Raw genomic sequence first — 23,478 nt, 5'->3', positions numbered from 1 at the left:
AACTAATCAACGCTTTGATTGAATCATTACATGTTGTAATAGAAGCGTTGATGGATTTTCAGCTTCGGCTATATGCCTCAGGAGTCTCACCCGTATTTGTCATTCATTTCATGAAACATGTGTTAGTTGGTTCTTGCCATTTTAGCATTAGGATATAAAGGGCTTGATGATACAAGATATTCGGTATTTTTTAACTGATATCTTCATCCCTCACCCTTTGTATTGACGTATAAGATGGAGTACTTGTACCGACTTTGTGCATTGTAACGGAATGGATGACAAATTAAGGGTTCGCGTTCCTAGGCAATGTTGTTTCAAATCGCCTAGTCTCACACGTTTACTGCATAGGTTGTTAATGATATTTCAGAGCCACAGCTGTATAGCACATATATCACTCAATTAAAAAAAGACTCGGATAACATTGTGTTTTCCAAGTCTTTCTTCTTACGATTAGTAAAAAATTATTTTTCCTCTAATTGCTTCATCGCATAAGGAATTTCATCAATAATTTTAGATGGTGGCACGACATACATATCCTTTGATAACTTATCGCCAATATAACTGTGCGTAAACGTCGCACTTGTAATCGCATCGACAACGTTGTCAAATTGACCGACAAAGCTCGTAATCATACCGGCAAGTGTATCCCCCATGCCACCTGTTGCCATTGCTGGACTACCTACTTCAAGCTTATAGGCATCATTTTTAAAATATAATTCTGTACCGTGTTTTTTGAGCACGACCGTACCACCTAAGCGATCGACTGCTGCACGGTTTGTTTCATACGTTTGTTCCTCAATCGGAATGCCACTCAAACGCTCCCACTCTTTTTGATGTGGTGTGTAAATGACATTGCAAGCTGGGATTTCAGGTTTGAGTTTGCTTACGATTGAAATCGCATCCCCATCCACAATTAAAGTGTGATGCGGTTGAATATTTTGCAGTAAAAATGTCATTGCATTGTTACCTTTAAAATCTAACCCTAAACCTGGTCCAATTAAAATACAATCAGAAGCTTCAATCATTTTTGTTAGTTTTTTCGTATCATTGATGTCAATGACCATTGCTTCAGGACAACGAGAATGTAATGCGACGTGATTTGTTGGGTGCGTTGCGACAGTAATTAAGCCACTTCCGCTATATACACAAGCACGTGCTGCTAACATGATTGCGCCACCTAAATTGGCATTACCACCAATTAGCAGAATACGCCCATAGTCACCTTTATGTGTGTCATCCTTACGTTTAGGTATGTGAACAGCTGACAATGTTTTCACGTTTGAGACCTCCTATCTGGAATTTCCATTATTTATTACAACAAGATATATTATACCTGGTTGGCCTGTTCGTCAATAGCAATTCCAAGGTTTCGTTACGACCATTAATAAACGTGCCATGTCAAAGTGGCGGACCATGCATATTCCCCCTATTTTATATCACATTTATTTTTTTGAAAAAGTATCATTAATGTCTCCCTTTACTGAAATCAACTCATTTAATGCGTTAAAAGATTAATTTGATACCATATTACGAGTTTGGCTGAAAGTATTGTGAAAACGATTTCTTGAACCTATACTTGAAAGAAATAGATATTTTGCGTATCACAAATGATGGATGGGAGGATTATCATGACATTACGTTTAACAGGTGAGCAATTGACAATTGAGGCAATACGACAGTTTTTATCAAATGAAGATAAAGTGGAAGTGACTGAGGAAGCACAGGCACGCGTAGAAAGCAGTCGTGCGATTGTAGAACGGATTATTGCAAATAAAGAGACTGTGTATGGAATTACGACAGGATTTGGCTTGTTTAGCGATGTACTGATTGATCAACAGAAGTACAACCAATTACAAGTCAATTTAATACGTTCACACGCGTGTGGTATCGGTGCCCCTTTTGCATCGACTGTTTCGCTCGTGATGATGGTTTTACGCTTAAACACTTTATTGAAAGGTCATTCAGGTGTGACAATGGACTTAGTGGATCAATTGGTGTTTTTCATCAATCAACGTATCATTCCTGTCATTCCACAACAAGGGTCGCTCGGTGCTTCAGGTGATTTAGCGCCGCTGTCACATCTGGCATTAGCGTTAATCGGTGAAGGGAAAGTCGAGTATCAAGGAGAAGTTTTAGACAGCTCGGACGTCTTAAAGCAGTTGAATCGACAGCCTTTAACGTTACAAGCGAAAGAGGGGTTAGCCTTAATTAACGGCACACAGGCCATGACAGCACAAGGGGTCATTTCATGGATAGAAACTGAAAATTTGGCGTATCAAGCAGAATGGATTGCAGCATTAACACATCAAGCACTCCAGGGTATTACCGATGCTTATCATGAAGCGGTTCATCAAGTGCGTAATTTTGAAGAACAGACGGCTGTAGCAAGACGGATGTCAGACTGGCTCGCTGGTTCCAAACTGACGACACGCCAAGGGGAAATGCGCGTCCAAGATCCTTATACATTACGTTGTATTCCGCAAATTCATGGTGCCAGCTTCCAAGTATTTAATTATGTTCGTGAAAAATTAGAATTTGAAATGAACGCGGCAAATGATAATCCGCTTATTTTTAATGAAGGTGATGAGACGTTAGTCATCTCTGGTGGTAACTTCCACGGGCAACCGGTTGCATTCGCATTAGACTTCTTAAAGCTCGGAACAAGTGAATTGGCAAACGTAGCTGAGCGTCGTCTTGAACGTTTAGTCAATCCACAATTAAATGGTGGTCTCCCTGCCTTTTTAAGTCCTGAACCCGGCTTGCAAAGTGGTGCGATGATTATGCAATATGCGGCAGCGAGTCTTGTATCAGAAAATAAAACTTTGGCACATCCGGCGAGCGTCGATTCGATTCCGTCGTCAGCCAATCAAGAAGATCACGTCTCAATGGGAACGATTGCGTCACGGCATGGCTATCAAATTTTAGAAAACACACGTCGGGTCATTGCGATAGAAGCGATTATAGCCTCACAAGCGGTCGAATTAAGAGGAATTGAGCAATTGTCGCCCAAAACACGCGAACAATACGATGCGTTGCGCAAAGTCGTACCATCGATTCAAGAAGACCGACCATTTCATCAAGATATTGAGAATGTGGCGAAATATTTAAAGCGTCTAGCGTATCAGAAATAAGCTTGCTATTCGAAATTTTCTTTGTTATATTAAATGTGAAATCGAAATAAATAATTGTTAGTGGATTAAGTAGTATAGTAATGGAATTAGAGAGTTTGTGGTCGGTGAAAACAAATGTACAGACCTATACGAAATCTACCCACATTTGAAAACAATTCGGGTGAAACCGTTAACTTTTGTGAGAGTGCAGGCATATTCTGTCTGTTAAATAGGGTGGCAACACGTCAAACCACGTCCCTTGTGTGAGGGATGTGGTTTTTTATTTTGAATCATCCGCCTTAAATTTTAAATAACATGATGAAAGGAAGTCGACTTATGTTAGACATTAAATTATTTAGAAATGAACCAGAGAGAGTGAAGGAGAAAATCGCGTTACGTCAAATGGACCCTGCAGTTGTAGATGAAGTGTTAGCGTTAGACCAACAACGCCGTGATTACATCCAACAAACGGAAGAGCTCAAAGCAGAACGTAACAAAGCTTCTCAACAAATTGCTGAAAAGAAACGTAATAAAGAAAATGCAGATGACGCGATTAAAGCACAACGCGAAGTAGGCGAAAAAATTAAGAATATCGATGCACAGTTAAAAGAAACGGATACGAAATTAAACGATATTTTATCACGTATTCCAAACTTAATTCACGATGATGTGCCAGAAGGTGAAGATGATTCTGATAACGTAGAACTTAAAAGATGGGGGACACCACGTGAGTTCGACTTTGAAGCGAAAGCACACTGGGATCTTGTAGAATCATTAGAAATGGCAGACTTTGACCGTGCTGCACGTGTATCTGGTGCACGCTTTGTTTACTTAACAAATGACGGTGCTAAATTAGAACGTGCCTTAATGAACTTTATGATCACGATGCATACGACACAACACGGTTATCGCGAAATGATGGTGCCACAATTAGTCAATGCAAAAGCGATGTACGGTACAGGTCAATTACCTAAATTTGAGGAAGATTTATTTAAAGTAGAAAAAGAAGGCTTATACACGATTCCAACAGCAGAAGTGCCTTTAACAAACTATTACAGAGACGAAATTGTACAGCCGGGTGTCTTACCTGCTAAGTTTACAGGCCAATCAGCATGTTTCAGAAGTGAAGCAGGATCAGCAGGTCGTGATACACGTGGTTTAATCCGTCTTCACCAATTCAATAAAGTAGAAATGGTACGTATCGAAAAACCGGAAGATTCTTGGGACGCTTTAGAAGAAATGACATCAAATGCCGAAGCGATTCTTGAAGCATTGAACTTACCATACCGTCGTGTGATTTTATGTACAGGCGATATTGGTTTTGGTGCAAGTAAAACATATGACTTAGAAGTGTGGTTACCAAGCTACAATGACTATAAAGAAATCAGCTCATGCTCAAACTGTGTTGACTTCCAAGCGCGCCGTGCAAACATCCGTTTCAAACGTGATAAAGATGCTAAGCCTGAATATGCGCATACGTTAAATGGTTCTGGTTTAGCAGTAGGTCGTGCGTTTGCAGCAATTGTAGAAAACTATCAAAATGAAGACGGTACAATTACAGTGCCTGAAGCATTAGTGCCATTCATGGGTGGTCAAACAGTGATTCAACCTTTATAAAATGAAACAGCGGTTAGCAACAATTCAATAAAGATGATCTGAAATTAAATCAGGAGTGTGTATATTTAATATATATGCTCCTGATTTTTTAAACTTAATAGGGTAGGGGAGGGTGAAAAGTAACTTAACATCAAAAACAAGACATACCGCAACGTAAGTTATCACAATATTCTTAAATCTAAAATACAATTGGTACAAAAAGGTTTTTAGACTATCGGTTAGACTGAGGGTAGTTTGAGGTAAGACTGACCTAATGGCATAAAAATGTATGTTGTACTATAATAAAAATAATTTTCAAGGGGGTGAGTCTCAATGTCTTATACTACATTTAAACAGGGCATCCAAGATTGTCTCCCAACGTTACTAGGCTATGCTGGGGTAGGCTTTTCATTTGGAATTGTGAGTGTTGCATCAGGATTCAACATTTTAGAAATTTTATTACTCTCATTACTCGTTTATGCAGGGGCAGCACAATTTATTATTATCGCGCTTATTGCCGTACAGACGCCCATTTGGGTCATTGTGCTCACTGCGATGATTGTCAATAGTCGTATGTTTTTATTGAGTATGACATTGGCACCGAATTTCAAACATGATCCTTTCATACATAGGATAGGGGTAGGATCATTACTCACGGATGAAACCTTTGCTGTGGCGATTACCCCCTATTCGAAGGGGCACACGATGACATATCAGTGGATGTATGGCTTAAATGTACTGGCCTACTTATTTTGGGCATTGGTCACTGTACTCGGTGCATTGCTAGGTGATTTCTTCCAACATCCAGAAGTGTTTGGCTTAGACTATGCCATTACAGCGATGTTCATCTTTTTAGCGATGTCACAATTTGAGGGCATTACGAAATCGAAGTTACGTTTGTATCTCTACTTAGTTGTTATCGTGATTGTCATGATGTTGCTATTAAGCCTTTTCATGCCTTCATATTTAGCAATTTTATTAGCTTCTACTTTAAGTGCGACGATAGGGATGGTGATGGACCGATGAGCATGTACGTATTTTGGACAATATTTTTATCAGGACTCGGGACGTTACTGATTCGAATTACGCCGTTTGTCATGATTTCACGTATGGAACTTTCTGAAAAAGTGTTGAAATGGCTCACATTTATTCCAATTACATTATTTACTGCATTAATTGTTGATGGATTGATTCAACAACAAGAAGGCGTGATGGGTTATACGTTGAATTGGAATTTTATCATCGCACTCATTCCAACGCTCATCACTGCATTATGGACACGAAGTTTAACGATAACAGTCATTATAGGTATGCTCAGTGTAGCGATTTTAAGAGTTGTCGGATTATTCTAACAATGATTTGCATGTATGACTTGTTTACTGTATGATGAAATAAAACTTATATGATTAATTAAAATAAGCTTATTAAGAGAAGTTGAGGGATTTGGCCCAGTGACACTTCAGCAACCACTTATACCATTAAGTACGGTGCTACAACCAACCACATCACGTGGATGATAAGTTCATTTAAAATTTGACTTACGAATGTTGTAGAGCCGTCAAAGGTTGTACAACTTTTTTTATTTTTAGAGGGAGGGCAGACTAAAATGGTGAATTATCGTGTGGACACATTAGCATTAGGTGCATTTACGACAGAATCAGGTGAAACGATTGAAAATTTGAAACTTCGATATGAATATGTGGGTTATCCAGGACAGCCGCTCGTCGTCGTATGTCATGCGTTGACAGGAAATCATCTTACTTATGGGACAGTAGATCATCCAGGGTGGTGGCGAGAGATTATCGATGGGGGCTATATGCCTGTTCATGATTATCAATTTTTGACATTTAACGTCATCGGTAGTCCGTTTGGTTCGAGTTCCCGTCTTACAGATCCAAACTTCCCGCAAAAGTTAACAATGCGAGATATTGTACGTGCGCTTGAAAAAGGGATTGAAGCGTTAGGCCATCAAAAAATTGACATCCTCATTGGTGGTTCTTTAGGGGGAATGCAAGTGATGGAGCTCCTCTACAATCAAAAGTTCGAAGTGAAAAAAGCCGTCATTTTAGCTGCTACTGAAAAAACGTCTTCTTATAGTCGAGCATTTAATGAAATAGCAAGGCAAGCGATTCACTTAGCAGGGGAGGAAGGCTTGAGCATCGCACGGCAACTTGGCTTTTTAACGTACCGGTCCTCTAAAAGTTATGATGCCCGCTTCACACCTGATGAAGTAGTGTTATACCAAAAACATCAAGGGGATAAATTTAAAGAACAGTTTGATTTACAATGTTACTTAACACTGCTTGATGTGTTAGACAGCCACGACATTCACCACGGTAGAGATGACGTCGCAAACGTATTTCAATCATTAGACACGAAAATACTCACGCTTGGCTTTACAGATGACTTGTTGTATCCAGATGATCAAGTCGCCGCATTAGGTTGTTATTTCAAATATCACCGTCATTTCTTTGTGCCTGATAATGTGGGGCATGATGGCTTTTTATTGAATTTTAATGATTGGGCGCCATACCTTTATCATTTTCTAAAAGTTTCACGATTTAGACGCTAAGTTTAGACTTAAACGTTACATTTTTGTTATAATGACGTCAACTAACAATACTAGACAAGAAGCTATATTTTAGGGATAATAGCTAAAATATAGCTTTTCTATTGTGTTCAAGAAAAGTGACGTTTTGTAATCCAATTGTAAGTCGCTTGAAATCATCTAGCGCAAATTGTATTCGTATTACAAAGCCTGTAAAATAGAATTTATAGACTATAATAGTTTGGAAGTGGCGTCTTTGTTTTCGAAAATTAATCCTAAAGCAACCCTAATCAGCATTATCGCTTTATTAGCGGTGACTTTAGTTATACATGTAATGCCTGGGTTAGCAATCATATTGGCATGCTTTAGTTTCATCCCAGGTATCGTATTATGGTATCAATCTAAGCATTCGTTTGGCTTAGTTGCACTGGTCGTGATGATACTTTCAACGCTCACTGGCAACATTTTCGTGATGACATTTTTAATCATTATTTTGGTTTTAAGTATGGTCATCAGTCAGTTATTAATTCAACGTGCATCTAAAGAACGTATTTTATATTTAGTGACATTCGTGGCAAGTGTTTTAACATTAAGTGCGATGATGATTTTACAAGCATTGAAAAAAATCCCATACGCAGATGATTTATTACAACCGTACCGTGCAATCGTACATCAAGCTGCGGAGTTAGAAAATTTAGATCAGCAAGCCCAAGACATTTTAAACAATTCAATTCAACAACTCGCAATACAGTTGCCAGGGATGATTGTGGTAGCGATTGCCATTTATGTTGCCATCACATTGCTCATCATTTTCCCAATTTTACGTAAGTTTAAAGTGGCAACACCTGTATTTCGCCCGCTATTTTTCTGGCAAATGAACCGTTCAGTTTTCATTATGTATGCATTGGCATTATTAACAACGATTACAACACAACCTGCCACTACGCCGAATAGCATTGGCATTAATTTCCAAATCGTTTTAGGTTTCTTATTAGTCATTCAAGGTTTAAGTTTTATTCATTTCTTTGCATCTGTTAAAAAATTGCCTGGCGCGTTAAAAGTGATTTTAGTGATTGTCGGTGTCCTATTTTACCCAATGACACGCCTGATTGGATTACTCGATTTGGGATTGAATTTAAAACGTATGATAAAAAACGATAAGAGGTGACAAGATGAATCGACATTCAATGAAGAAAGCGTTGATTGTACCTTTTTTAGTGATTACCGTTACAGCAATCATCATTGTAGGTCTATCCTTTTTCTTTAATCAATGGCTTGCGTTTATCGCTGCTATTCTATTATTTGTCATGCTCATTATCAGTATCTTTATTTTTAGACGTTTCTATCGTAATTTAGATCGTTATTTAGATGAATTGAGTGGCAAAATTTCAATTGGTAGTGATCGTGCAGTTAAAACGATGCCATTAGGTTTGATTGTATTAAATGAAAACGACCAGATTGAGTGGGTCAATCCTTTCATGTCAGAACGTATTGAAAGGAATGTCATTTCAGATCCAATCAATGAAGTATATCCGAATATTTTAAAACAACTTGAAATCGCGAAAGAAATTGAAATTCAAGATGGTGCTTATGCCTATCGCGTCCGTTATTCAGAAAAAGAACATATTTTATATTTCTTAGATATTACGGAAGAAGCGAGTATTCAACAAGCATATGATGATCAACAACCAATTATTGCGACACTTTTTTTAGATAACTACGATGAAATTACGCAAAACATGAACGATACGCAACGTTCTGAAATCAACTCGATGGTGACGCGTGTCATTAGTCGTTGGGCACAAGAACATAATGTCTATTTCAAGCGTTACAGTTCTGACCAATTTATCGCATACTTGAATCGTCGTATTTTGCGTGAATTAGAAGAGACCAAGTTTGATATTTTAAGCCAACTTCGTGAAAAAAGTGTCGGTTATCGTGCACAACTCACTTTAAGTATCGGTGTCGGTGAAGGGTCAGAAAACTTAATTGACCTAGGTGAGTTGTCACAATCTGGCCTGGACCTCGCGTTAGGTCGTGGTGGTGACCAAGTGGCGATTAAAAATATGAATGGCAACGTCCGTTTTTATGGCGGTAAGACTGACCCGATGGAAAAGCGTACCCGTGTGAGAGCACGTGTAATTTCACACGCATTGAAAGATATTTTGTTAGAAGGCGACAAAGTCATTGTCATGGGACATAAGCGTCCGGATTTAGATGCGATTGGTGCGGCGATTGGTGTGACACGATTTGCGATGATGAACAACTTGGAGGCATACATCGTGTTAAATGAGTCTGACATCGATCCGACATTACGTCGTGTGATGGATGAAATCGATGAAAAGCCTGAGTTGAAAGAGCGCTTTATCACGTCCGATGATGCATGGAATATGATGACATCGCGTACAACACTCGTCGTCGTTGATACGCACAAACCGGAAATGGTAATTGACGAGAATATTTTAAACAAGGCGAATCGTAAAGTAGTCATTGATCATCACCGTCGTGGCGAAAGCTTTATCTCAAGTCCGTTACTTGTCTACATGGAGCCATATGCAAGCTCTACCGCAGAACTCGTGACAGAGCTACTCGAGTATCAACCGACTGAACAACGCTTAACACGCTTAGAATCAACTGTGATGTATGCAGGTATCATTGTCGATACACGTAACTTTACATTGCGTACCGGCTCGCGTACATTTGATGCAGCAAGTTATCTCCGTGCGCACGGGGCTGATACGATATTGACGCAACATTTCTTAAAAGATGATATTGAGACGTATATTAACCGTTCAGAGTTGATTCGTACGGTGAAATTACAAGAGAATGGTATCGCAATCGCACATGGTCCAGATGGCAAAATCTATCATCCTGTGACTGTGGCCCAAGCAGCCGATGAATTGTTGAGTCTCGATGGTGTCGAAGCGGCTTATGTCGTTGCGCGTCGTGAAGAAAATCTTGTCGGTATGTCTGCCCGCTCACTTGGCGAATTCAATGTCCAACTCACAATGGAGGCATTGGGTGGTGGGGGTCATCTCACTAACGCTGCAACACAACTTGAGGGCGTGACTGTTGAAGCGGCTATCGAAAAATTACAACAAGCGATTAATGAACAATTAGATAGGAGTGACGAATCATGAAAGTGATTTTTACACAAGATGTTAAAGGTAAAGGGAAACAAGGTGAAGTTAAAGACGTACCGGTGGGTTATGCGAACAACTTCTTAATCAAAAATGGTTATGCTGTTGAAGCAACACCAGGAAACTTAAAACAATTAGAGCAAAAAAATAAACGTATTGAAAAAGACAAACAACAAGAGCTTGAAGATGCGAAAGCGTTGAAAGAACGTTTGGCAGAACTTGAAGTTGAAGTGAAAGCGAAATCTGGTGAAGGCGGTAAATTGTTCGGTTCTATTAGTACAAAACAAATCGCTGAAGCATTGAAAGCACAACATGATATTAAGATTGATAAACGTAAAATGGAATTGCCACACGGTATTCACGCGTTAGGTTATACAAACGTGCCTGTGAAGTTGCATAAAGAGGTTGAAGGTACGATTCGTGTGCATACTGTAGAGCAATAATGAGTGGATTGTGAGGAAAGCTGGTGCAGAGGTCACCGGCTTTTTTCATACATCACTTGTCATACCGTAGAGAAAAAGTGGGTTAAAAAGGATGGATAACATGGAAAGTATAGAAAAAGAATTAAAAAGGTATGGAACTTAAAAATTTTTGATGCTATTGATGCAGTATTTGTATAACTTGCCCTTTCGCTATGAAGTATGTTTTTGATTGCCCTCATGGCTTCGCGTTCCTAGGGGCTGATCCTTCGACTAACTAACGCTTGATTAAACTGTTACATTTGTTGATGCGTTAGTGGATTCTCCGGACCAGCTGATCCCTCAGGAGTCTCAGCCTTCAGGCAATCTTACTCCAAATACAGGGAGCAGAGGGCAAGTATCTGATGTGAAGATAATCCATAGCATCCATTTTTTATAGCCGATTCATTCTCATTATTCAACTGTGTTATCATCAATAATCAATAAAAGACCATCAATAGATATGGGCTGAGATAACTAATGTCCCAATCCTATGATTCCAATGTCTTTCATTGTCAAGTTTTTACCTAAAGACAGCCTGTTCGAAGTTATCATGTCTCTTATCATTGTGGTGCTCTCTTCTATTGGATTATCCACTGTGATCATTTATTTTTTATATTTGAGAAAGAAAAGGAAGCCATAAAGCGTATGATGCGTATGTAAAATTCATGAATCTTAAGGCACGTGAGTATATCAGCTGTTTGTATTGATGTACATGCTTAATCGTGTATTGTGATTCGGTTTAGGTTATTATAGAATATGTTAAGTATATGTCATGAAAGTGAGGAGGTCATTGGCATGGATGAAATGTATGAACATAATCGAATGCCACACAGTCATGAGGCGGAACAATCTGTCCTGGGAGCGATTTTTCTCGACCCAGAATTGATGTCGTCCACGCAAGAAATTTTGTTGCCAGAGTCATTTTATCGTGGTGCGCATCAACATATTTTCCGTGCGATGATGGACCTGAATGAAGATGGCAAAGATATTGATATTGTGACTGTTTTGGATCGACTCACACAAGAAGGGGTCGTGAATGAAGCGGGAGGTCCCCAATATCTGGCTGAAATTACATCGAATGTCCCAACTACGCGAAATATTCAATACTACACAGACGTGGTGTTCAAAAATGCAGTTAAACGTAAGCTGATTCACACTGCGGATAGTATTGCGAATGATGGTTACAACGATGAATTAGATTTAGATACCGTGCTAAACGATGCAGAACGTCGTATTTTGGAGCTGTCTTCTACACGTGAAAGTGATGGTTTTAAAGATATTCGTGATGTATTAGGGCAAGTTTATGATAATGCGGAACAATTGGATCAAAATAGTGGTCAAACGCCAGGAATTCCAACTGGTTACCGTGACTTAGATCAGATGACGGCAGGTTTTAACCGTAATGATCTCATTATTTTAGCAGCGCGACCTTCTGTAGGTAAGACTGCCTTCGCTCTTAATATTGCGCAAAAAGTAGCGACACATGAGGACCAATATACGGTTGGGATTTTCTCATTAGAGATGGGTGCAGATCAATTGGCGACACGTATGATTTGTAGTTCGGGTAATGTCGATTCGAACAGATTGCGTACGGGGACAATGACAGAAGAAGACTGGAATCGATTTACGGTCGCAGTCGGTAAACTGTCTCGGACGAAAATTTTTATTGATGATACACCAGGTGTGCGTATTACAGATATTCGTTCGAAATGTCGTCGTTTAAAACAGGAACACGGACTCGATATGATTGTGATTGACTATTTACAGTTGATCCAAGGAAGCGGTTCACGTGCATCGGATAACCGTCAACAAGAAGTGTCAGAGATTTCACGTATGCTTAAAGCGATTGCGCGTGAGTTAGAGTGTCCGGTGATTGCGTTAAGTCAGTTATCACGTGGGGTTGAACAACGACAAGATAAACGTCCAATGATGAGTGATATTCGTGAGTCGGGTTCGATTGAGCAAGACGCCGACATCGTAGCTTTCTTATATCGTGATGACTATTATAACCGTGGCGATGGCGACGATGATGACGATGATGGTGGATTTGAACCACAAACGAATGATGAAAATGGTGAAATTGAAATCATTATCGCGAAGCAACGTAACGGCCCAACTGGTACAGTGAAGCTGCACTTTATGAAACAATATAATAAGTTTACAGATATCGATTATGCCCATGCGGATATGGGGTAATATGATATCAATTGAACGGTTGGTGTTATGAAGCATCAGCCGTTTTATCTGTGATGATGCATCAAATTTGAACAAAAACCGAAAATAAAAAATAATTTTCAAGGCTAAAAACCGTATATTCACTAACTAAAAATAATAAATGTACGGTTTTTATATTGGATTAACTTCATGAATTTGGACTAAGTTAGGATTTCAGACATAAGCAAAAGTGCTTTATAATACTTGTATAACACGTGGTTGTAAGGGTTTGGCTATTTTGGAGAGGCTCGAATGGGGTAACACGCCATCCAATTTTTAATGTTCGTTTTTTGATTTGCATTCATGGTGTGATACTGGTAGAATACAGTTTGGTTAATTGAGAAAACTTGGAGGTGCTCTTATGTCATCAATCGTAGTCGTTGGGACACAATGGGGAGACGAAGGTAAAGGTAAAATTACAGACTTTTTAGCGGAACAAGCAGATGTGATTGCACGTTTTTCTGGTGGTAATAATGCAGGACATACAATCAAATTTGACGGTGAAACTTACAAATTGCATTTAGTGCCATCTGGTATTTTTTATAAAGACAAACTTGCTGTCATCGGCAATGGTGTCGTGATTGATCCAGTTGCATTACTGAAAGAATTAGACGGTTTAAATGAAAGAGGCATTGCAACAGATAACTTACGCATCTCAAACCGCGCACACGTCATCCTACCTTATCACATTCAACAAGATGAACTTGAAGAAGCACGTCGTGGCGATAACAAAATTGGTACGACGAAAAAAGGTATTGGCCCAGCATACGTAGATAAAGCACAAAGAATTGGTATTCGTGTAGCAGATTTATTAGACAAAGAAGCTTTCGAACAACGTTTAAAAGAAAATTTAGAATATAAAAATGATTACTTCCAAGGAATGTTTAAACAAGCTGCACCATCATTTGATGAAATTTTTGAAACATATTATGCAGCAGGTCAACGCCTTGCACCATACGTAACAGATACTGCGAAAGTGTTAGACGATGCATTTGTAGCAGACGAACGCGTGTTATTTGAAGGTGCACAAGGTGTCATGTTAGATATCGATCACGGGACATACCCATTCGTCACATCAAGCAACCCTGTCGCAGGTAACGTGACTGTAGGTGCGGGTGTAGGTCCTACAAATGTTTCAAAAGTTGTTGGTGTTTGTAAAGCATATACATCACGTGTAGGCGATGGCCCATTCCCAACAGAGTTATTTGACGAAAAAGGTCATCATATCCGTGAAGTAGGTCGTGAATACGGTACAACAACAGGCCGTCCGCGTCGTGTTGGTTGGTTTGACTCAGTTGTGTTACGTCACTCTCGTCGTGTCAGCGGGATTACGGACTTATCTATCAACTCTATCGACGTATTAACAGGCTTAGATGAAGTGAAAATTTGTACTGCTTACGAGTTAGATGGTAAAGAAATCACTGAATACCCAGCAAACTTAAACGATTTAAAACGTTGTGAGCCTATTTTTGAAACATTACCAGGTTGGACAGAAGATATTACAGGCGTACGTACAATGGATGAATTACCAGACAATGCACGTCGCTACTTAGAACGTATTTCTGAATTGTGTAACGTCCACATTTCAATCTTCTCAGTAGGTCCAGACCGCAATCAAACGAATGTTGTAGAAAAATTATGGTAATACAATAGTGATGGGAAGTCTGCCCGGAATATTTCGGTAAGACTGACCTAAAATAAAAAAGACTGCCAAAATGATTTGGTGGTCTTTTTTATTGGCCTATCATATTTTAATTTTCAGCACGCGTGTTTGAAGACAGAGAGTGATGAACTACTTTTTACAAATGGTTACTGCAATAGCAATATATTGTATTTTAAAAGATGTGCAGAAATCGCTAATGAATATCTCTTTTACGATGGTTTCCGCCACGTACTTCTGAAACGTTACCGATTGAGAGGAAGGCCTTTCCGTCAATTTCCATAACGATATCTTTTAATTTTGCTTCTTCAAGACGTGTAATGACACAGAAAATGACGCGCTTATCTTCTCCGGTATACGCACCTTCACCTTTCAAGTAAGTCACGCCACGACCGAGACGAGAATTAATGGCTTCTCCAATCTCTTTATAAGCATCACTAATGACCCATACCGCTTTCGATTCATCAAAACCTAAAAGTACGGTATCAATCATTTTAGAAGCGATAAAATAGGCCACAACACTAAATAGCGCACTTTCCCATGTAAAGACAAAGCCAGCGACACCAAAGATGAAGAAATTAATAAACATCACGATTTCGCCCACTGAAAAAGGTAATTTAGAGTGAACAAGAATGGATAAAATTTCTGTGCCGTCTAATGATCCACCATAACGTAACACAATACCTACACCAATACCTAAGACAGCACCACCAAAAATTGTAACGAGAAATTTATCGCTAATCACTGGATCAATCGGATGTAATACAATGGTCGTCACGGATAAGATAGAGATGGCATACAAAGTAGAGATTGCAAAAGTTTTACCAATTTGTTTATAGCCTAAAAAGAAGAAAGGCAAATTAAGTATAAAGATGAACACCCCTAGTTTGAATCCAAGTAAATGAGAAAGGATAATTGAAATACCTACAATGCCCCCATCGAGTAATTGATTCGGTACTAAGAAAAGCTCTAGTGCTGCTCCCATCAACACTGCGCCTAACGTAATAAAGAAAAATCTTTTGAAAAATTGACGTGGCTTTTTAGGTTTTTCTTTTATGTAAGCAACGTTCGATTCTGCTTGAATTTCCATAAATGACCCCCTGAACAAATTTATATGAAAAATTATACAAAAAAATCCGAAAAAAATCTTGTCAACCCGATTGGGTGATGCTATAATCAATCTTGTGTTTAAGAAAGGCTCCTTGGTCAAGCGGTTAAGACACCGCCCTTTCACGGCGGTAACACGGGTTCGAGTCCCGTAGGAGTCACCATGATATGGTCCCGTAGTGGAGCGGTTTAACACGCCTGCCTGTCACGCAGGAGATCGCGGGTTCGATTCCCGTCGGGACCGCTAACGTGCTCATCCAATAGGGTGAGCACTTTTTTTCGTTTTTTAGACAGTTAGGCTTGCCTAACTGATAGCTATTGTATGGTGTAATGACAACGATGCAGCATGAATCATGATTTAGGCAATATCTCACTTTATATCTATATCAGGTATATACTGAAAGTGTATAGAGGAGGTGTTCTTAATGGTTAATGCGATTATCGAATTCGTTAAATTGTTACTTTCAATCTTTGTTTCTGGTGGTAAGCACTAGTTTGAATGCCCCTTACGTGTTGGAAAAATGACATGTAAGGGGTTTTTTATGTTTTTTATAACTCATAAGAAATCCTCCACCTCAATGTTTTATTCCACGCTAACATAGCCCTTTTATGCATACCCAAGTTTAAATGCAGATGTGGCCTGGCCGTTTGTCTATGACTATGGTACAAATGAAATAAGGAGGGAATCTTGCGCATGATACTATTTTCGAGTAGTTTATTTTTATTTTTAATAGCCCATTTTTTCCAACATCACCCACCCCAAGAAATCAATTATTTCATTGGATTTCGAACAAGAAAATCGATGAAAAATCAAAAAAATTGGGAGATGGCTCAAATCGCCTTTGCGCATCAAATGAAGGTGATTTCTGGATATACAGCTTTATTTTCAACCGCATTATTCATTACAGATTTATGTCTCATCATTTTAAACAACGATGTCTTATTCGTCCCCTCTATCATCATACAATCAATAGTTCTCGTAGGTATATTGTGGATTGTCTACTATAGTGTTAATAAAAAGCTGGATGAATAAAAAATTGAAGTCATCCTTTAATGAAGATAAGTTCATAATCATACAAATGAAAATGGGCTAAATAGATAGAATTCACTTAATATTAGTGATACATTATAAGGTATAGGATTATGCCAGTTAACAACCGATATCATGTATTTATTAAGAAATGGGGTCATTTTTATGGCAAGAAAAGTAGTCGTAGTCGATGATGAAAAACCAATTGCGGATATATTAGAATTTAATTTGAAAAAAGAAGGTTATGAAGTATTTGTCGCATATGATGGCAACGATGCGGTCGACTTAATCTATGAAAAAGAACCTGACATCGTGTTACTCGACATTATGTTGCCTGGCCAAGACGGTATGGAAGTGTGCCGTGAAGTGCGTAAAAAATTCGAAATGCCAATTATTATGTTAACGGCTAAAGATTCAGAGATTGATAAGGTACTCGGTCTTGAGCTTGGCGCAGATGACTATGTGACAAAACCATTTAGTACGCGTGAACTCATTGCACGTGTGAAGGCTAATTTACGTCGTCATTATACGCAACCAAGTCAAGAAAATCACATGCAGACAAATGAAATTACAATTAAAGATATTGTGATTTATCCAGACGCTTATTCTATTAAAAAACGCGGTGAAGATATTGATCTGACGCACCGTGAATTTGAGTTGTTCCATTATTTATCAAAACATATGGGACAAGTGATGACGCGCGAACATTTACTCCAAACGGTATGGGGCTATGATTACTTCGGTGATGTGCGTACTGTAGATGTAACGATTCGCCGTTTACGTGAAAAAATTGAAGATGATCCTTCTCATCCAGACTATATTGTGACGCGTCGTGGTGTTGGATATTTCTTACAACAACATGATTAGAGGATGGCAAATATGAAGTGGTTAAAACAATTTCAATCCCTTCACACGAAACTTGTTATTGTCTATGTCCTGTTGATTATTATTGGTATGCAGATTATCGGGCTGTACTTCACGAATAGCCTTGAAAAAGAAATGACTGAGACGTTTAAAACAAACATTTCTCAAAATGCGAAACAAATCGAGCTCGGTATTGAAAAAATTTATGCAGATGGCAATGATTCTGGTAATACACAAAAAGATATCCAAAATTTACTGAATGAATATGCCAATCGTAATGAAATGATTGAAATTCGTTTTATTGATAAGGATCAAATCATTATTGCGACGTCAAAACAGTCGAACCGTACAATTATTAACCAAAAAGCGAATGACAGTTCGATTCAAAAGGCACTGTCGCTTGGGCAAGAAAATTCGGATACGGTACTGAAAGATTACGGTGAAGGTAAGCAGCGTGTTTGGATTAAAAATATGCCTGTAGTGACTGGTGACGGATTGATTGGCGATATTTACATTGAGTCGAATATTAATCAAGTGTATGACCAGTTAAGCAATATCAATCAAATTTTCATCGTAGGTACAGGCATTTCTCTGATTATTACAGTGATTCTCGGTTTCTTCATTGCGCGTACGATTACGAAGCCGATTACTGATATGCGAAATCAGACCGTCGAGATGTCTAAAGGGAACTATACGCAACGTGTGAAGATTTATGGTAATGACGAAATCGGTGAATTGGCACTCGCGTTTAACAACTTATCAAAACGTGTTCAAGAAGCACAGGCGAATACTGAGAGTGAGAAACGACGTCTGGATTCTGTGATTACCCACATGAGTGACGGGGTTATCGCGACAGATCGACGTGGCCGTGTGCGAATTATTAATGATATGGCACTAAAAATGCTAGGGAAGTCTAAAGAGGAAGTCTCCGGGCACTTTATTTTCGAAGTATTAGATTTACAAGATGAGTTTTCACTTGAGGAATTAAATGAAAACAATGATAGTGTACTCATCGATATTAATGAAGAAGAGGGCATTATTGCGCGTGTTAACTTTAGTACAATTGTGCAAGATACGGGCTTTGTGACAGGTTACATCGCAGTGCTGCATGATGTTACAGAACAACAACAAATTGAACGAGAACGTCGCGAGTTTGTGGCGAATGTATCGCACGAATTACGGACACCATTAACGTCGATGAATAGTTATATCGAGGCGTTAGAAGAGGGCGCATGGCGTGATGAATCGATTGCACCACAATTTTTATCGGTGACGCGTGAAGAGACAGAACGGATGATTCGTCTCGTGAATGACTTGTTACATCTGTCTAAAATGGACAATGAAACGGAAACGATTACGAAAGAGATTGTCGACTTTAATATGTTCATCAACAAAATTATTAATCGACATGAAATGACTGCGAAAGACACAACATTTGTACGTGATATTCCGAGAGAGACGATATTTACTGAAGTGGATCCGGACAAGATGACACAAGTGTTCGACAACGTCATTACGAATGCGATGAAATATTCGCGTGGTGAGAAACGTGTCGAGTTCCACGTGAAACATAATCCCGTCCACAGTCGTTTGACGATTCGTATTAAAGATAACGGGATTGGGATTCCGATTAATAAAGTAGATAAGATTTTCGATCGCTTTTTCCGTGTTGATAAAGCACGTACGAGAAAGATGGGTGGAACAGGACTCGGTCTTGCCATCTCTAAAGAAATTGTAGAAGCCCATAACGGTCGTATTTGGGCCAACAGTGTAGAAGGACAGGGCACATCCATTTTCATCACCTTACCTTGTGAGAAAATTGAGGAAGGTGATTGGGATGCGAACTAGAGAATTGATTAAGTCAATTGTGTTAGCGAGCCTCGTCCTATCGAGTATTGTATTGACGGTCATGATTTGGAACTTTTCGCCGGACTTAACAGATGCAGATAATATGCACACGAAAGATGAGACAGAGGCAATCGGGACGCGTTACGATAAAGCGTTTAGCCAAGTGGTGACGCCTCTGCAGCTCGTGCATATCGAAAATGATGATATCAAAGGGATGCCAGCGAATAAAGATGTGAATGCGCTAATGACCGTTTTTCAAAAACACCGCATTATTGAAGTAGAAGATATTCAAAATGACGATGTCGTGTTGTTGCGTGATTTGAGCAATCATTTCGTCGTGTTAGACTACCCGTCAGACATCCCGCTGTCGATGTACTTGAATGAAGTCATTGAAATCCCTGCGAAAGTGCCGACAAATTTTAAATTTAATCGACTGATTTTAGATGTCGATGATTCCCAGCATGTGATTATTTATGCGATGCAAGCGAATCATCAACGTGCGATTAAGTTAGAAACGAATTTGAATACCAAATATGTACAACAGCGCATTCAGAAGATGAAAACAGACTTGGAACCTTATTCAGATGTCGTGACGAACCGTAGTACGATTAATAAGGCGACATATATGTATGCGGTAAAAGCACCGAAAAACTTAAAAACATACCGCACAATTTTTAATCGTATTAACGTAGAAGATTTGAACGCAATTCTGTTTGATAATACGCCGATTGTACGTACGACCAATAGTGGGAATACGACGTACAACAACAATACGGGCGTCGTGAACTACAATGCGAACCGTGAAACATATGACTATACGAATCTGTCAGAAGATGAGCACAATACGCGGAATATGAATGTCAATTTACCGCGTGCATTTGATTTTATTAATAAACATGGTGGCTTTACGGATGATTTTCGCTTATTTAGTGCGGACAGCGACCATGGACATATTATTTATCAAATGTTTTTGAATGGGCGTCCTATCTTTTACCCGAACCAATTAAACGAAATTCGCGTCTTGTGGGGCGAACGTGGCTTGTATGAATATAGTCGCGGTTTATTAAAAACGAACGTAACGATTGATAACGGTGAAAAGCCAGAATCGTTACCAGATTTAGAAGATGTGCGTTCTGTATTGGCTAGTAAAGGTAATATTGATTTTACGAAAGTTCAACAAATGGTTATCGGTTATCGCATGAATCCGATTAAGGGGCCGGAAAACAGTATCGAAATTCAAGAAGGCAGTCAGTTTATACCGACATGGTACATTCAATATGATCACAAATGGTACGAATATAAAGACGGGGAGTTGAGTGAAGCATGAACTGGAAACGCGCAAAATCATTGTTCATCGTCGTGTTTCTCCTCGTTAATATTTGTTTAATCATTGTGTATAATGATAAAATTAACAAATCGAGAATTAGTGATGCAGGACAGCAAAATTCAGTTAACTTTGAACAAGAAAATATCAAATTGCCGAAAAACATGCCTGATGTGAGCCATGTGAAAATGCAGCTCATTACAGCACGTTCGAAAGACTTTAAAGATGAAGCGGAAAAAAGTGATAAAGCAGAAGCACGAAATAACGGGCACACATTGGACAAGGAAATGAGTGACAGTGTCAATGTGAAACTCGACCCTATTTCGCATTTGAAACCGTACATCGATCAAAAAATCTATAAAGGCAACGAGTATCAATATCACGATACGAGCGATGGTAAAATTAAATATGAACAGACATATAAGGGCTTCCCGATTATGAATAACAATCGTGCAGAACTGACATTTGAAGTGAAAGACGATACAGTCAAATCGTATGAGCAGTCTGCAATGGAAGACATCCTTCCGTCTAAAGGGGCGAATAATGAGCCACGAGAAGTGATCAGTGCCCATAAAGCCATCGAAGCACTTTATTATAATCAGTACTTAAAGCATGACCAAGAAGTTAAAAACATCCGACTTGGTTATTATACAGTGGTAAAAGAGACGAATATTCAAGTCTTGCAAGCCAACTGGGAAATCAAAGTGAAAGATCAAAGTGGAACACATACGTATTATGTAGAGGCAATTTCGTCCAATCCACAAATTATTGAACAATAGAAAGGGTGGTCTCTTGATACGAATGAGTGTACTCGCAAGCGGTAGTACCGGCAATGCGACATATGTAGAAAGTGATAAAGGCAGTTTGTTAGTCGATGTAGGACTGACAGGTAAAAAAATGGAGGCACTTTTCGATCAAATCGACCGGAAAATTTCAGATCTCAGCGGTATTCTTGTGACACATGAACATAGTGACCATATTAAAGGCTTAGGTGTCCTTGCAAGAAAATACGGTTTGCCTGTTTATGCGAACGAAAAGACATGGACATGTATTGATAAAAAAGACTCAAAAATCCCGTTAGATCAAAAGTTTGTATTCAATCCATATGAAACAAAATCGATTGCCGGGTTCGATATTGAATCATTTAACGTCTCTCATGACGCCATCGACCCGCAGTTTTACATTTTTCATAATGACTATAAAAAGCTGACGATGATTACCGATACAGGTTATGTGTCTGACCGTATGAAAGGCATGATTCGTGGCAGTGATGCATTTGTGTTTGAAAGTAACCACGACGTCGATATGTTACGTATGTGTCGCTATCCTTGGAAGACGAAACAACGTATTTTAAGTGATATGGGGCACGTGTCGAATGAAGATGCAGCACATGCGATGACAGACGTGATTACAGGACAAACAAAGCGTATTTACCTGTCTCACTTATCACAAGACAACAATATGAAAGATTTGGCGCGTATGAGTGTCGGTCAGATTTTACAGGCGCATGATATCGATACAGTGAATGAAGTGAAGCTGTGCGATACAGATAAAGCCATTCCTACACCGATTTATACATTGTAGGTTGAGGTTTACACATCAAATTTAAATGGACTTAAGAGGTTTGGACAGTTAGTTGTCTGACCTCTTTTTTTGCGCATATCAAAGATAAATGTGTATAAAAGACAGTGATTTATGGAGTTATCCCCACAAATGTGCACAAATTAAGCAAGTTATAAACAATCCACATGTTAATAACCCAGTTACCAACAAAGTTATCCACATATCAACAGACTTATGCACAAACACGTGCTCTATTTTTAAATTTTTATGTGAAAACTTGATACAAAAGCGGTATAATAGAGATAAATATGTGGGTAACTGAATAACCTGTGGATAACTTTTGATTTATGCACATAGGAGGGCAAAATGAAAATAACAATCTTGGCAGTAGGGAAATTAAAAGAAAAATATTGGAAACTCGCCATTGCAGAATACACCAAACGGCTCGGCGCATACACTAAAATAGAAGTGGTCGAAGTTCCAGATGAAAAAGCACCCGAAACAATGAGTGCAAAAGAAATCGAACAAGTGAAAGAAAAAGAAGGCCAGCGCATCTTAAGTAAAATCAAACCGCAGAGCACTGTCATCACATTAGAAATCGCTGGCAAAATGTTAAGTTCTGAAGACTTGGCACGAACACTCGATCAGCGGATGACGCAGGGCGCAAGTGACTTCACATTTGTCATAGGTGGCTCACATGGGTTACACGAGGCCGTGTTACAACGCAGTGATTTTGCGTTGTCGTTTAGTAAAATGACCTTTCCTCACCAAATGATGCGCGTCATCCTGTTGGAGCAAGTGTATAGAGCATTTAAGATCATGCGAGGTGAAGCATATCATAAGTAGATGGGTGTTTCAGTTTTCCAAAATTTTGATTTACTAAAAAAGACTAGCACTCTAGCTTAGAAAATTCCTTAGGCGAAGTTTAATATAACTTATTGTATTTTAGGATAAGTTTCTAGGTCCAATATTGTGATATTTATATAAACTGTCAATAATATGTTTAATAGTTC

20 protein-coding genes, 2 tRNA genes, 1 riboswitch and 1 other annotated feature are annotated in these 23,478 nt (G+C 38.9%); of the genes, 20 read left to right on the top strand and 2 right to left on the bottom strand.

Annotated features, from left to right (window positions below):
- Positions 1-461: 461 nt before the first annotated feature.
- On the bottom strand, positions 462-1,277 hold the full coding sequence (locus tag CD138_RS10980) for an NAD(P)H-hydrate dehydratase (protein WP_019169396.1): 816 nt from the start codon (positions 1,275-1,277) through the stop codon (positions 462-464).
- A gap of 351 nt (positions 1,278-1,628) precedes the next feature.
- On the opposite strand from CD138_RS10980, the gene hutH reads away from it, so the two are divergent.
- The 11 genes from hutH to CD138_RS10930 all read left to right on the top strand — a co-directional run bounded on the left by hutH (position 1,629) and on the right by CD138_RS10930 (position 14,714).
- On the top strand, positions 1,629-3,131 hold the full coding sequence (hutH, locus tag CD138_RS10975) for a histidine ammonia-lyase (RefSeq protein WP_019169397.1): 1,503 nt from the start codon (positions 1,629-1,631) through the stop codon (positions 3,129-3,131).
- Between the two features lie 47 nt (positions 3,132-3,178).
- Positions 3,179-3,373: a binding site (T-box leader), on the top strand.
- Between the two features lie 73 nt (positions 3,374-3,446).
- On the top strand, positions 3,447-4,727 hold the full coding sequence (gene serS, locus CD138_RS10970) for a serine--tRNA ligase (RefSeq protein ID WP_019169398.1): 1,281 nt from the start codon (positions 3,447-3,449) through the stop codon (positions 4,725-4,727).
- 312 nt (positions 4,728-5,039) lie between these two features.
- Positions 5,040-5,732 (top strand): AzlC family ABC transporter permease, encoded by a 693-nt coding sequence (locus CD138_RS10965; RefSeq protein ID WP_019169399.1) that lies wholly within the window; start codon positions 5,040-5,042, stop codon positions 5,730-5,732.
- Complete coding sequence (locus CD138_RS10960; protein WP_019169400.1) at positions 5,729-6,058, top strand: AzlD domain-containing protein; 330 nt, start codon at positions 5,729-5,731, stop codon at positions 6,056-6,058. The genes CD138_RS10965 and CD138_RS10960 overlap by 4 nt, the downstream gene beginning before the upstream one ends.
- A 66-nt stretch (positions 6,059-6,124) precedes the next feature.
- Positions 6,125-6,229, top strand: a riboswitch (SAM riboswitch).
- A gap of 83 nt (positions 6,230-6,312) precedes the next feature.
- Entirely contained in the window at positions 6,313-7,278 is a 966-nt protein-coding gene (gene metX, locus CD138_RS10955; RefSeq protein WP_019169401.1) for a homoserine O-acetyltransferase MetX, read from the top strand.
- Positions 7,279-7,501: 223 nt separating this feature from the next.
- Entirely contained in the window at positions 7,502-8,422 is a 921-nt protein-coding gene (locus CD138_RS10950) for a DUF2232 domain-containing protein (protein WP_238310450.1), read from the top strand.
- A gap of 4 nt (positions 8,423-8,426) precedes the next feature.
- Positions 8,427-10,394, top strand: coding sequence for a DHH family phosphoesterase (locus tag CD138_RS10945; RefSeq protein ID WP_019169403.1), 1,968 nt, complete (start codon positions 8,427-8,429; stop codon positions 10,392-10,394).
- Complete coding sequence (gene rplI, locus CD138_RS10940; protein WP_019169404.1) at positions 10,391-10,837, top strand: 50S ribosomal protein L9; 447 nt, start codon at positions 10,391-10,393, stop codon at positions 10,835-10,837. The genes CD138_RS10945 and rplI overlap by 4 nt, the downstream gene beginning before the upstream one ends.
- Positions 10,838-11,345: 508 nt before the next feature.
- Positions 11,346-11,495, top strand: coding sequence for a DUF6007 family protein (locus tag CD138_RS14540; RefSeq protein ID WP_219727722.1), 150 nt, complete (start codon positions 11,346-11,348; stop codon positions 11,493-11,495).
- A gap of 155 nt (positions 11,496-11,650) precedes the next feature.
- The gene (gene dnaB / locus CD138_RS10935; RefSeq protein WP_014612677.1) at positions 11,651-13,051 is read left to right on the top strand and encodes a replicative DNA helicase; all 1,401 of its coding nucleotides are present in this window, start codon (positions 11,651-11,653) and stop codon (positions 13,049-13,051) included.
- 379 nt (positions 13,052-13,430) lie between these two features.
- Positions 13,431-14,714, top strand: a complete 1,284-nt coding sequence (locus tag CD138_RS10930) for an adenylosuccinate synthase (protein ID WP_019167434.1) — start codon at positions 13,431-13,433, stop codon at positions 14,712-14,714.
- Between the two features lie 211 nt (positions 14,715-14,925).
- Here CD138_RS10930 and CD138_RS10925 read toward each other — a convergent pair whose 3' ends face one another.
- Positions 14,926-15,819: a YitT family protein gene (locus CD138_RS10925; protein WP_019167435.1), complete on the bottom strand. Its 894-nt coding sequence runs from the start codon at positions 15,817-15,819 to the stop codon at positions 14,926-14,928.
- A gap of 106 nt (positions 15,820-15,925) precedes the next feature.
- On the opposite strand from CD138_RS10925, the gene CD138_RS10920 reads away from it, so the two are divergent.
- The 9 genes from CD138_RS10920 (at position 15,926) to rlmH (ending at position 23,311) form a co-directional block, all read left to right on the top strand.
- Positions 15,926-16,000, top strand: a tRNA-Glu gene (locus CD138_RS10920).
- 6 nt (positions 16,001-16,006) lie between these two features.
- Positions 16,007-16,080, top strand: a tRNA-Asp gene (locus CD138_RS10915).
- A 450-nt stretch (positions 16,081-16,530) separates the two neighbouring features.
- Positions 16,531-16,869, top strand: coding sequence for an SdpI family protein (locus CD138_RS10910; protein WP_019167436.1), 339 nt, complete (start codon positions 16,531-16,533; stop codon positions 16,867-16,869).
- A gap of 162 nt (positions 16,870-17,031) precedes the next feature.
- On the top strand, positions 17,032-17,733 hold the full coding sequence (gene yycF, locus CD138_RS10905; protein WP_014612681.1) for a response regulator YycF: 702 nt from the start codon (positions 17,032-17,034) through the stop codon (positions 17,731-17,733).
- Positions 17,734-17,745: 12 nt separating this feature from the next.
- A complete protein-coding gene (gene walK / locus CD138_RS10900; RefSeq protein WP_019167437.1) occupies positions 17,746-19,578 on the top strand; it encodes a cell wall metabolism sensor histidine kinase WalK in 1,833 nt (610 codons plus the stop codon).
- Complete coding sequence (locus tag CD138_RS10895) at positions 19,568-20,905, top strand: YycH family regulatory protein (RefSeq protein WP_019167438.1); 1,338 nt, start codon at positions 19,568-19,570, stop codon at positions 20,903-20,905. The genes walK and CD138_RS10895 overlap by 11 nt, the downstream gene beginning before the upstream one ends.
- Entirely contained in the window at positions 20,902-21,681 is a 780-nt protein-coding gene (locus CD138_RS10890) for a two-component system regulatory protein YycI (protein ID WP_019167439.1), read from the top strand. Before CD138_RS10895 ends, CD138_RS10890 begins: the two co-directional genes overlap by 4 nt.
- A 22-nt stretch (positions 21,682-21,703) precedes the next feature.
- Complete coding sequence (locus tag CD138_RS10885; protein WP_019167440.1) at positions 21,704-22,486, top strand: MBL fold metallo-hydrolase; 783 nt, start codon at positions 21,704-21,706, stop codon at positions 22,484-22,486.
- A gap of 345 nt (positions 22,487-22,831) precedes the next feature.
- Positions 22,832-23,311: a 23S rRNA (pseudouridine(1915)-N(3))-methyltransferase RlmH gene (rlmH, locus tag CD138_RS10880; protein ID WP_019167441.1), complete on the top strand. Its 480-nt coding sequence runs from the start codon at positions 22,832-22,834 to the stop codon at positions 23,309-23,311.
- Positions 23,312-23,478 lie beyond the last annotated feature (167 nt).

Source organism: Staphylococcus intermedius NCTC 11048, assembly GCF_002902385.1.
GTDB lineage: Bacteria > Bacillota > Bacilli > Staphylococcales > Staphylococcaceae > Staphylococcus > Staphylococcus intermedius.
The sequence above is the reverse complement of the archived record's forward strand: the minus strand, read 5'-3'. Positions and strand labels throughout refer to the sequence as shown.